10 protein-coding genes are annotated in these 11,984 nt (G+C 63.2%); 3 read left to right on the plus strand and 7 right to left on the minus strand.

From position 1 onward, the window contains the following. Positions 1-5 precede the first annotated feature (5 nt). Together gap and RA21_RS11910 are read left to right on the plus strand one after the other, a co-directional pair. The gene (gap, locus tag RA21_RS11905; RefSeq protein WP_039149175.1) at positions 6-1,034 is read left to right on the plus strand and encodes a type I glyceraldehyde-3-phosphate dehydrogenase; all 1,029 of its coding nucleotides are present in this window, start codon (positions 6-8) and stop codon (positions 1,032-1,034) included. 235 nt (positions 1,035-1,269) lie between these two features. Beyond that, on the plus strand, positions 1,270-2,340 hold the full coding sequence (locus RA21_RS11910) for an Mrp/NBP35 family ATP-binding protein (protein ID WP_039149178.1): 1,071 nt from the start codon (positions 1,270-1,272) through the stop codon (positions 2,338-2,340). Between the two features lie 202 nt (positions 2,341-2,542). Here RA21_RS11910 and RA21_RS11915 read toward each other — a convergent pair whose 3' ends face one another. The 5 genes from RA21_RS11915 to phnC form a co-directional block, all read right to left on the minus strand. Continuing rightward, positions 2,543-3,157, minus strand: a complete 615-nt coding sequence (locus RA21_RS11915) for a chloramphenicol acetyltransferase (protein WP_039149181.1) — start codon at positions 3,155-3,157, stop codon at positions 2,543-2,545. A gap of 31 nt (positions 3,158-3,188) precedes the next feature. Then, positions 3,189-4,562: a phosphonate ABC transporter, permease protein PhnE gene (gene phnE / locus RA21_RS11920; protein WP_039149184.1), complete on the minus strand. Its 1,374-nt coding sequence runs from the start codon at positions 4,560-4,562 to the stop codon at positions 3,189-3,191. After that, positions 4,559-5,428 (minus strand): phosphonate ABC transporter, permease protein PhnE, encoded by an 870-nt coding sequence (gene phnE, locus RA21_RS11925; RefSeq protein ID WP_019296731.1) that lies wholly within the window; start codon positions 5,426-5,428, stop codon positions 4,559-4,561. The genes phnE (RA21_RS11920) and phnE (RA21_RS11925) overlap by 4 nt, the downstream gene beginning before the upstream one ends. Positions 5,429-5,543: 115 nt before the next feature. Beyond that, positions 5,544-6,446: a phosphonate ABC transporter substrate-binding protein gene (phnD, locus tag RA21_RS11930; protein WP_039149185.1), complete on the minus strand. Its 903-nt coding sequence runs from the start codon at positions 6,444-6,446 to the stop codon at positions 5,544-5,546. 64 nt (positions 6,447-6,510) lie between these two features. Further along, entirely contained in the window at positions 6,511-7,329 is an 819-nt protein-coding gene (gene phnC, locus RA21_RS11935; protein WP_039136719.1) for a phosphonate ABC transporter ATP-binding protein, read from the minus strand. A gap of 215 nt (positions 7,330-7,544) precedes the next feature. On the opposite strand from phnC, the gene rpe reads away from it, so the two are divergent. Then, positions 7,545-8,234, plus strand: a complete 690-nt coding sequence (rpe, locus tag RA21_RS11940; protein ID WP_039149187.1) for a ribulose-phosphate 3-epimerase — start codon at positions 7,545-7,547, stop codon at positions 8,232-8,234. A 182-nt stretch (positions 8,235-8,416) separates the two neighbouring features. Here the strand turns inward: rpe and RA21_RS11945 are convergent, their stop codons facing one another. Both RA21_RS11945 and RA21_RS11950 read right to left on the minus strand, forming a co-directional pair. Further along, positions 8,417-10,507 (minus strand): 3-hydroxyacyl-CoA dehydrogenase NAD-binding domain-containing protein, encoded by a 2,091-nt coding sequence (locus RA21_RS11945; RefSeq protein WP_039149190.1) that lies wholly within the window; start codon positions 10,505-10,507, stop codon positions 8,417-8,419. Between the two features lie 230 nt (positions 10,508-10,737). After that, entirely contained in the window at positions 10,738-11,970 is a 1,233-nt protein-coding gene (locus RA21_RS11950) for a Tm-1-like ATP-binding domain-containing protein (RefSeq protein WP_039149643.1), read from the minus strand. Positions 11,971-11,984: the final 14 nt, after the last annotated feature.

Genomic DNA, 11,984 nt, shown 5'->3' on the forward strand with positions numbered 1-11,984 from the left:
CAGAGATGACACTGAAAATTGCAATCAACGGATTCGGGCGGATTGGCCGCGGGGTACTGCGGGCGCTGCTGGAACGCGATGCCAGGGATATCGAGGTCGTGGCCATCAACGACCTGTCGCCGCCGGAAACGCTGGTGCATTTGCTAAAATACGACAGCGTGCACGGACGCCTGAAGACACCTGTGTTTCTGGCGGGCGATCTGATCCGCGTCGGCCCTCATAGCATCCGCCTAAGCGCCTTCCGCAACCCGGAGGACCTTCCCTGGGAGGATGTGGACATCGCCTATGAGTGTACCGGCCTGTTCACCGCTCGTGACGATGCCGCCCGGCATCTGAAAAACGGCTCCAAGCGGGTTTTGATCTCCGCCCCCGGAAAGAATGCCGACCGGACTGTGGTCTTTGGTGTGAACCACATGGACCTGACGGCAGAGGATTTGATCGTTTCCAACGCCTCCTGCACCACCAACTGCCTGGCGCCGCTGGCCAAGGTGCTGGACGAGGCCTTTGGAATCAAGACCGGCTATATGACCACGATCCACGCCTATACCGGCGACCAGCCGACCCATGACACCAGCCACAAAGACCTCTACCGCGCGCGTGCCGCCGCGTTATCAATGATCCCCACCTCCACCGGAGCGGCCCGGGCAATTTCGGAGGTGCTGCCGCATCTGAATGGCCGCCTGGAAGGCTCTGCCATCCGGGTGCCCACTGCCAACGTTTCCGTTGTGGATCTGAGCTTTGTGCCGGAGCGCTCAGCCACAGTTGAAGCAGTCAATGCCGCAGTCAAAGCGGCTGCCACAAACGGGCTGGAGGGCATCCTTTCCTACGAGGATGACCCGCTTGTCTCCGTCGACTTCAACCACGACCCGCATTCCAGCTGCTTTGCCGCAGCGCAAACCGCTGTCACAGCGGAGGGGCTGGTGCGGGTGGTCAGTTGGTATGACAACGAATGGGGATTCTCTAACCGCATGGTGGACACCGGCCGCCGCATCGGCGCGGTGATGAACGCCGCCGAGGTGGCCTTAGCCAGCTGACGGGATCCTCCCGCCCGTCCTCGGCCCGATGGGCCTCCTCCCGTTGGGCCCAGCGCCGCGCTGACGCGCGGCGCTGCGGCGTTTACCGACAAGTGTCCGGTCTTGAACAAGGCCAGCCCGCAAAAAAGCTGACTCCAGGATGCGCTAAATCAAACTCCTGCCCGGGTATGGCTGGCAAGACCAGCCGAATTGCGCCAGAACAGGCGCAAGACATGACCAGCTACAGGAGACCGGCGTGACCGTCACCCGTGAAACCGTCCTTGAGGCGCTCAAATCCATCACCGACCCCGTCAGCGGCAGTGACATTGTCAGCGCAGGCATCGCCCGCGCAGTTACCGTCGAGGGCAGCACCGTCCGCTTTGTGCTGGAAATTGATCCCGGCAAGTCCGATGCCTACGGCCCGGTGCGCGATAAGGCAGATGCGGCCGTGGCGGCACTGCCCGGGGTGGAGAAGGTCTCTGCGATGCTCACCGCCCATTCGGAAAAGGCACTGCCGGACCTGAAACCGAAGAAAGCAGCCCAGCCGCAGCAGCAGGCGCCGCAGAAGGTGCCCGGCGTGGCCCGGGTCCTCGCCGTGGCCTCGGGCAAGGGCGGCGTTGGCAAGTCCACCGTTTCCGCCAATCTCGCCTGCGCGCTGGCAATGCAAGGGCGCAAAGTGGGCCTGCTGGATGCCGACGTCTATGGCCCCTCGCAGCCCAAAATGCTGGGGGTCAGCGGCCGCCCCGCCAGCCCCGACGGCAAGACCATCCTGCCGCTGCGCAACCATGGGGTCACAATGATGTCGATGGGACTGATGACCGGCGAGGACCAGGCGGTGATCTGGCGCGGGCCGATGCTGATGGGCGCGCTGCAGCAGATGCTCTTGCAGGTGCAATGGGGTGATTTGGACGTGCTGATCGTCGACCTGCCGCCGGGAACCGGCGATGTGCAGATGACGCTGGCGCAGAAGACCCATGTGGACGGTGCCATCGTGGTCTCCACCCCTCAGGATGTGGCGCTGATCGACGCGCGCAAGGGCATCGACATGTTCCGCAAAATGAACGTGCCTGTACTGGGCATGATCGAGAACATGTCCATCCACATCTGCTCCAACTGCGGGCATGAAGAACATGTCTTCGGTCACGGCGGCGTCGCACTTGAGGCGCAAAAGCTGAACGTGCCGCTGCTGGGCGAGGTACCGCTGCATCTGGACGTGCGGCTGGCTGGTGACAACGGCACGCCCATCGTGGCAGCCAAGCCCGGCAGCCCCCAGGCCAAGGTGTTCCTCGACATCGCCACCCAACTGGTCGACGCAGGCGCCGCCTGACCCCTGACAGCCCCGGGCCAAGGATCGCAAGGCGGCGGCGCGCTGCGCCGTTTACCCTTGAGGCGGGGCTGGCAGACCAAAAATAGAAAAGGCGCTTCAGGGCAAACCTGCCCCTGAAGCGCGTCGCCGCGCAGCGGCACCACGCCCAACTGTGACGCACATTCTGGGAATGTGCTGGAACAGGCGGGAGCCGCCCGCCGGATCAGGAATACTTCTCCAGGAACTCTTCGGCCCTCAAGCTGCGGAAGTCCGGCAGCGCGGTCCGCAAGGCCTCGTGGTCCCAGTCCCACCACGCCAGGTCCAGCATCTGCCCGGCAACCGCCTCAGGGTACCGCCGACGGATCACTTTGGCGGTATTCCCGCCAACAATGGTGTAGGGTGCCACGTCCTTGGTCACAATCGCGCCTGAGGCCACGACAGCGCCATGCCCGATGGTCACCTCTGGCTTGATCATCGCCCCATGGCCGATCCAGGTGTCATGGCCGATGCAGGCAGTTCGCCCGGCGCGGTGGGAAAACCACTCCGCATCATCCTCTGCATCGTCCCAATAGCTTGCAGAGCGGTAGAGGAAGTGGTGCAGAGACGCTTTCTCCATCGGATGGTCAGAGGCGCCGATCCGCACGAAGCTGGCAATATTGGCAAACCTGCCGATCTTTGCATTGGCAATGTCACAGGTCCGGTCGCAATAGCTGTAGTCTCCGATCACTGCGTTCGCCACCCGGCAGCCGGCGCCGATTTCGACATAGGCACCGAAACGGCTGCCAGTGATCGTGCAATCAGGGTGGATGAACGGTTCTTCGGCCTTCAACCGGGGCATTGTCAGTCCTCCTCAGCAAGCCGGGGCAAGGTCAGGGCAGCAGGAACGCCCCGCCCTCTTCCGGCTTCCGCGGCTTGCGCTTGGCCTTGCCGCCCTCGCCCTTGATCAGGCGGCGCCGCAGCCAGCCGGAGAACCAGTCCATCAGCATCACCATCAGGATGATCAAGGTGATGTAATAGGCCACTTCCTCCCAGTCCTTCTGGGTGATGATCGCCTGGGTCAGCAACAGGCCGATGCCGCCGCCGGTGATAGCGCCGATGATGGTGGCTGACCGTGTGTTCGACTCGAGAAAATAAAGGAGCTGGCTCAGCAGAACCGGCGTGATCTGCGGGATCACCCCGAAGCGGTAGCGCTGCACCGGCTTGGCTCCGGTTGAGGCCACGCCTTCGATCTGCTTCTGGTCAACGTTCTCCAGTGCCTCGGAGAAGATCTTACCGAAGGTGCCAGTGTCCGTCACCAGAATCGCCAGCGCGCCGGTCAGCGGCCCGGGGCCAAAGGCCCGCGCCAGCACCACTGTCCAGATCAGCGAGTCGACGCCGCGCACGAAATCGAACACGCGGCGCATGGCAAAGCGGACGCTGCGCAAGGGCATGAAATTCCGGGTCGCCAGAAAGGCCAGAGGAAGCGCGATGATGCCTGCACCGATGGTGCCGAGGAAGGCCATCAGCAGGGTCTCAGCAATGGCCCAGGCCACATCCTGGTGGCGCCACATCTTATTGGTCCAGAACTCCTGGAAGATTGCGCCAGCCTCGCCAGTGGCAGCCCGCTGCACCAGCTCCCCTGCGCCCATGCCGTAGTACGGGCTGTCGAGGGTAAAGAAGAACAGCTCCCACCCCGCGAAATAGCGGAAAACTTCCGCCCGGTTGCGGGTCACGGTCAGGCGGCCCGCCTCCGTGGTGACGGCCAGGCGGTTCTTCGAAACACTGATCCACTCCGGCACATCACCGGCAGGCAGTTCCGCTTGCACGCCCGCGCTGCGGCTCGGCGTGGCGCGCACTGTGCCATAGCCGGGGATTTCATATGCGATGGTCTCCGGGCCGAAGGTGACCTTATGCCCAGCCTCCAGATCAATCACAGTGGTCTCGCCCAGGGCCACCCAGTCCGGTGACATGCCGTCGGGATAGGCGCCCTTGCGCTCGCCCTCGATGGCCACCGACACCTCACCGCTGCGGTTGTCTCGGGTGACATGGGTCTTGTAGCTGTAGCTGTCGCTGACCAGGGTCGTGGCGTTGTCCAGGCTGGCACGCTCCCACAGCCCCGGCATGTCGAAGATCACAAAGACATAGGCAAGATAGGCCAGCACCGCGGCGGGCAGGGCAAAATTCATCAACCGCTTCTTCAGGAACAGCCGCGAGATGTCTGACTTCAGGTCAGCCGAAGTAAGGGTGGTGTCAAAAGTGGTCATGCCTTCGCTCCATGGGTCAGGCGGTCACGCAAGAGGCCGGACAGCTGGTCAACGGCCACTATGGTGACAAACAGAAGAAGGAAGATCGCGGCTGCCTCGTCATAGCGCCCCTGCCCCCAGGACATGGCGTTTTTTAGCTCGTAGCCAATGCCGCCCGCGCCAACGAAACCAAGGATGGCAGAGGCCCGGATGTTGATCTCAAAGCGCAAGAGCGCGTAGCTCACATAATTCGGGCCAACCTGCGGGATCACCCCCAGCGTCATCCGCTGGGCCCAGGTGGCGCCGACAGAGGTGAGGCCTTCAACCGGTTTCAGCGAGGCGTTTTCATTCACCTCGGAAAACAGTTTGCCCAGCGCGCCGGCGGTGTGGATGGCAATCGCGATCATCGCAGGCACTGGCCCGCCGCCGAGCACAAATATCAGCACCAGCGCAATGACGATTTCCGGAATTGCCCGGCAGACATCGCTGATGCGGCGGAACAGCGGGATAAGCGCGGGCCAAGGCGCCATGCCGCGGGTCGCCAGCAGCGACAGCAGTGTGCCGAACACGGCCCCCACCAGGGTCGAAGCGGCGGCGATGTTCAATGTCTCCACCAGCGCCGGAAAGAAATGCACCACATGGCCCGGCAGTTGCGCCGCCTTTTCGGCGGCCTCCGCGAGAACTTCGGCAGGATAGTCGAAAATGCGGGTGAACCCGTCAGCAAAGGAGCCTGCGTTACGGGCATCCGCTGTGCGGAATCCAGACACCATTAGCGCCACAAAAACCGCCAGAAGAATACCGCCATAGAGCCGCTTGCGCTGGGTATGGGCGGTGTAGTGCTGCCGGATGTCCTCGATGCCCGGCCGGGCGGCTGTCAAATCTGCCATTTGGGGATCCTGATCTTCTAGGGATGGGTGTTACTGGGTCCATCCAGGAAATTGCGGGGCTCCAAGACCGGCCCGGAACCCCGCAGAGCACAACTAAATAAGTGCTGGGCTGAAATTACTGGGACTTCAGCTTGCGGGCCTCGATGATCACTTCGTAAGCGTCATGGGTGATCGGCATCAGACCTTTGGATTCGCCGCCCAGCACGTTATACATGCAGTCCGGGTCGATAGAGTTCATCGAGGCCAGCAATCCGGTCATTTTGACCTTCACATCTTCGGGCAGTTCGGTGCGCAGAACAAACGGGCCCTCCGGGATCGGCGCCGATTTCCAGATTTCCACCATGTCGTTCATATCGACCAGGCCGGCATCCACGGCGCGGCGCAGCGCGCCCGAATTGTAGCCGTCTTCCCATTCGCCCAGGCCGTCTGCCCAGCTGACGCCGCCATCCACGTCGCCGTTTGCTACGGCCACAATGGTCTGCTCATGGCCGCCAGTGAACTTCACTTCGCCGAAGTAGTCACCGGAGTCCATGGTCGCGCCAGTCACCTGCGGAATTTCGATCGACGGGATCAGGTAGCCGGAGGTGGAGTTCGGGTCGCCAAAGCCGAAAGTCTTGCCTTTCAGGTCTTCCAGGGTTTCGACACCGCTGTCTTTGCGGGCAAAGCCAATGGAGTAATAGCCATAGCTGCCATCGGTGTTCACCTTGACCAGCACCGGCTCAACAGCCTCAGGGTCAGAAAGGTAGGTCTTGGCATAGCCCGAAGCACCCAGCCACGCCATGTCGATGGTACCGCCCAGCAGGCCCTGGATCACGCCGTTATAGTCGGCAGGCGCAAACAGCTTGGTTTCAACGCCCAGCAATTCCTCGGTCTGTTCACGCAGGCATTCCTGCTTGCTCAAACGGTCCTGAGCGTTCTCTCCGCCCAGGATGCCGATGCGGAATTCCTTGATCTCTTCTGCCGCAACAGGGGCAGTCAGCGCGGTGGTTGCCAGAACGGCAGCAATCAGTTTCTTCATCTCATGTCTCTCCGGTTGGGTCCCGGCAGAGCAGCCCGCCGGGTCGATGAATTCAGGTTCGGGGTTATTCGGCGGGAATGGCGGTGCGCATCGCGTCCGTCTTTTCCAGCGTTTCGATCTCGGTTGAGGTGGCGGCCTCGGAAAATTCCTCTCCGGCGCCGTAAATCTCGCGGGCCACCCCGGTGGTCAGCTGCTCCGGAAGCCCGTCAAAGACGATTCGCCCGTCGCGCATCCCGACCACCCGGTCGCAATAGCGGCGCGCAGTGTCCAACGTGTGCAGGTTGGCAATCACGGTGCGCCCATCTTCCTCGTGGATGCGGCGCAGCGCCTCCATCACGGTTTGGGCGTTCATCGGGTCCAGCGAGGCAATCGGCTCATCCGCCAGAATGATTTTCGGGTCCTGCATCAGCGCCCGGGCAATCGCCACCCGCTGCTGCTGGCCGCCCGACAGCGCCTCTGCCCGCTTGGCGGCATGTTCAGCAATTCCGAGCCGGTCGAGGATGTCGATCGCCGTGTGAATATCTGCCATCGGATAGAGGTTGAACAGCGTCGCCATCGCATTGCGGCGGTTCAATGTGCCGTGCAAAACGTTGGAAACAACGTCCATCCGCGGCACTAGGTTGAACTGCTGGAAAATCATCGCGCACTCGGACTGCCAGGCGCGCTTGCCCTTGCCCTTCAGTCCGGTAATTTCACGCCCCTCGAACAGGATGCGGCCGCCGCTGGCGTCTTCCAGCCGGTTCAGCATCCGCAGCAGAGTGGATTTACCTGCGCCGGAGCGGCCGATGATGCCGATCATGCAGGGCTTGTCGATGTCCAGCGTAGCGGTATCCACCGCGATCTTACCGCCGAACCGTTTGGTCAGTTTATCAATGCGCAGCACCGGGGCGCTCCCTTCTCGTTCGGGGATTGCCTACCGGCCCTGCTCAAAGCTCATGTGTCACTGCCGTGAAAGTTTTGTAACGCGACCCGGCGCAACCGGCAGGCGCAGCGCCCAAGGAAACGGACCCGATGCTTAATCTGCCCCTGTCCACAGCGGGCCGGACGGTCTATACGGCCTTCGACTCCTCATTTCCCTTTGCAAAAGGAAGCTGCCAGATGTCCTTTGACCGCAAGATCAAGATCGCACCCTCCATCCTGTCTGCCGATTTCGCCAATTTCGGGCAGGAGATCCAGGCGATCGAAACCCAAGGCGCCGACTGGGTGCATGTGGATGTGATGGATGGGCATTTTGTGCCGAACCTCACCTTCGGTCCGCAAGCCGTGAAGGCGTTCCGCCCGCATGTGAAGACCGTGATGGACGTGCACCTGATGATCGCGCCGGTCGATCCCTACATCAACGCCTACGCCGATGCCGGCGCCGATGTTCTAACCGCCCATATCGAGGCTGGCCCGCACATCCACCGCACCCTGCAGGCGATCCGCGGCGCGGGCATGAAGGCAGGTGTCGCACTGAACCCCGGCACCCCGGCAGAGGCCGTTGAGCACCTTCTGGACCTCACTGATCTGGTTTGCGTCATGACTGTGAACCCGGGCTTCGGCGGCCAGAAGTTCATCGACATGACCGCCAAGATCCGCCGCCTGCGGTCAATGATCGGCGACCGCCCGGTGCATATCGAGATCGACGGCGGTGTCGATCCCACCACCGCGCCGCTGGTGGCCGAAGCCGGCGCCGACGTGCTGGTCGCAGGCTCCGCCGTGTTCAAGGGAGGTTCGGTCAACACCTCGGAAGTCTACGGCGAGAACATCCGCAAGATCCGTGCCTCGACCGAAGGCACCTGGACCTGAGCACCGGACTCTCCCGCCAATCGCCGGGCGCATCCAAGATGCGCGGCTCTTGTTGGGCCAGGCGCCGCGCGTTCCGCGCGGCGCTTTTTTCGTGCTACGGTCAGCGTTTGCGCGTCCAGCCCGGCAACGCCGGGCCGCGCCCCGATGGCCCTCGACGGGCCGGAGGGGCGCCGCCCGCTTGCCTAGGCGCCTTTGTTCAGATCGCCGAAGGTTCTGCCCTCAGCCACCAAACGCTCCAGCAGCGGCGCCGGCTGCCAGAAGAATTCATCCTCAACCGCAAAAGACCGGATATCGGTCAGGATGCCGTCCAGCCCCTGCAGATCGGCCCATTTCAGCGGCCCGCCCCAGAAGCGGGGGAAGCCGTAGCCGAACAGCATCACCATATCCACATCCAGCGGACGCCGGGCGATTCCCTCGCCCACCACCTTGGCGGCTTCGTTCACCATGGCGCACATGTAGCGGCGCAGTACCTCGGCATCACTAAACTCCCGCGGGGTGACACCCTGCTGCTCCTGGTCCCGGGCAATCAGCTCCGCCACCTCCGGGTTCGGGACGCCGCCGCGCTTGCCTGCCTCGTAGACATAAAAGCCCTTGCCGGTCTTCTGGCCGAAGTCACCGCCCTCGCAGAGCATCTCGTAGAACCGCGGCACCCTCTCACGCGGATTCCGCGTCGGCGCGCGGCGCTTGCGGGCCGCCCAGTTGATGTCCAACCCCGCCAAATCGCCCATCGCAAACGGTCCCATCGGGAAGCCGAAAGTGGTCACCACCTTGTCCACCTGGTAGGGCGAAGCGCCATCCAGCACCACATATTCCGCCGCCTTGCGGTAGGCGTTCATGATCCGGTTGCCGATGAAGCCGTCGCAGATGCCGGAACGGACCGCCACCTTCTTCAGCCGCTTTCCGAGAGCAAAGCCGGTGGCCAGAACCTCCGGCGCGGTTTTCTGAGCGACCACAACTTCCAAAAGCTTCATCACGTGGGCGGGGGAGAAGAAATGCAGCCCGATCACATCCTGCGGGCGGGAAGTTGCAACGGCGATCTCGTCCACATCCAGGTAGGAGGTATTGGTCGCCAGCACCGCCCCCTGCTTGCAATGCGCATCCAGCTTGCCGAAAACCTCGCGCTTGACGCCCATGTCCTCGAACACGGCCTCGACCACCAGATCCACCTGCCCCAGCGCGGCATAGTCCGTGGACACGGTCAGCGCCTCGCCGGTCAGCTGATCAAATTGCACCTGGGTGATCTTGCCCCGTTTCAAGGCCCCCTGCAGATTGCCTTCGATCCGGCCGCGCGCGGCGGTCACACCCTCATCCGTCATCTCGACCAGCACCACCTGCAGCCCGGCCAGCAGCGCCGCAGTGGCGATGCCCGCCCCCATGGTGCCACCGCCGACAACCCCCATCGCGGCAACCTCGCGGGGATCCACGCCTTCCAGCTCCGGCAGCTTGCTGACCGCACGCTCCGAGAAGAAGGCATGAATCAGCCCCTGCCGCTGATCTGATTCCATCAGCTCAGTAAACAGCGCGCGCTCACGCTTCAGCCCGGCTTCAAAGCTCTCCACCTCGACCGCCGCCTGCACCGCGCGCACAGCCGTCGCCGGAGACAGCTGGCCGCGGCCTTTCTTCAGCGTCGCCTCATAAATCGCATCAAAATCCACAGCTTCCGGCGCAGGCATTTCCCCAACAGCCCGGCGCGGCGCGCCCGCATCCAGCAGTTCCTGCGCATAGGCGAGGCCGATCTCGCACGGTTCGCCCTCCTCAATTCGGTCGATGATACCCTTGTCCAGCGCCTCCGCCGCACCGATGTGGCGGCCGGTGGTGATCATCTGCAGCGCCGCTTCTGTACCGGCCAGCCGTGGCAGCCGCTGGGTGCCGCCCGCTCCGGGCAGGATGCCCAGGTTGACCTCCGGCAGTCCCATCTTGGCCGTAGGCACTGCAATCCGGTAGTGCGAGGACAAGGCCACCTCCAGCCCGCCACCCAGCGCCGTGCCGTGCATGGCAGAGACCACGATCAGCGGTGAGGCTTCGATCCGGCTGCACAGGCCCGGCAGGTAGGGGTCCTGCGGCGGCTTGCCGAATTCGCGGATATCGGCACCCGCAAAATAGGTCTTACCCTCGCCGTAAATCAGCACTGCCTTGGCACCCTCTTCTTCGGCACGCTCAATCCCGGCCAGCAGCCCTTTGCGCACATCAATGCCCAGCGCGTTCACAGGCGGGTTCTGCGCCTTCAGAACGGCAATATCGCCGACGCGCTCATATGCAATGGCTTCACTCATCCGGTCTTCCTCTCTCTTCCGCGGCGGCAGTGCCTGCCCCCCGCTCCCAACAGATTAGGCACGGCAGCCGGACCGGCGCCAAGCCCCAATGACAGCAGAAGCCCCGCAAACCCCGCATCACGGTGCTCGCAGCCTCCGGCGGCCTGTTTTGCTGGAATTTACGTAACAGAAACTGAGGAAAATGGAACCTTTTTGAAACACCTTATCCGGCAACGCTGCCGCAAAGCGTATCAGCCGGTTTTCACCACCCCGCTGGCGATCCAGCCATCGAGGATTTCCAAGGTCTTGGCGCAGAAGTCAGCGTCATTGATGTGGCAATCCAGCTCATGCAGCTCCGCATTCTCCGGGCAGCGCTCTCGCATTTCCTCGCAAAAGGCCGCCAACCCCTCCGCATCATGCAGCGGTGCACCTAAGCGGTCCCATTCATTGCAGCCGCCCGCGGGCAGCAGCACCGCCACCGGCGCCTGCGCGGTGGAGAGCTTGCCGCAGATCGCCTGCGCCACCTGGCGGCGCTCCCCCGCTTCCAGCATGGCGGAGGTCAAGAGCCGGTTGTGGGCGTGCGTCTCCCGGCCTTGCAACTGTACCGGAGTGTCCTGCCACCCAACAAAATCCACCAGGTCATAGCAGCCCGGCGCCACCAGCTGCGGCGTCGCGGATTTACCTGCGTTGGTCATCCGGTCCGCCCCCGCTGACAGCCCGCCAAACAGGTGGTTCGACACTTCCTGCGGGGCAAAATCCATCACTGCAGCAAAGGCACCCTCTGCTGCCAGGCTTTCAAATGCCCGCCCGCCCATGCCGGTGGCATGGAAAACCGCGACCTCAAAACCGCGGTCCTCCAAGGCCGGTTTCAGCGACACCATGTAGCGCAGCACCGTCTTGCCGAAAGAGGTCATGCCGATCAGCGGCCGGTCGCGTTTGGGCGGCTCCACCGCCCGAGCCGCCCCCAGCACCGCACCGGCGGCCTGGCTGAGCGATGCCTTGCAGATCGAATTCAATCCATAGAGCCCGCCAGCCCAAAGGATCATCTGCACATCCGCCGGAATCCGCTCCGGCGGCATCAACGGCGAAAATGCGACGGTGGAGACGATATACTTCGGCACTCCAACCGGCAATGCCGCGCACATGTCCAGCGCCAGGTCGGTGCCCATAGTGCCGCCCAGCACGATCACCCCGTCAATGCGACCTGCCCGGTATAGCTCCAGCGACTTGGCCGCGGCCCCCGCCCCCATGATCTGCATGGCTGTGTTTTCGTCCCCCGAGGCAATCGCCGCCTCTATCGAACTGCCACCAGCCTCAGCCACCTCGTGCTTGCTGATATCCGCGGGCTGGCTGGGATCCCCCAGCACGCTCACATCCATCGTCAGCACCTTGCCGCCCTGACCACGGATCACCTCCGCCAGGTAGCCCAGTTCATCGTCCTTGGTGTCATAGGTTCCGGCAACCAGAATGGTCTTGTCTGCCACAGGCTTTGTCTCCC

This window comes from Leisingera sp. ANG-DT, assembly GCF_000813785.1.
Lineage (GTDB): Bacteria > Pseudomonadota > Alphaproteobacteria > Rhodobacterales > Rhodobacteraceae > Leisingera.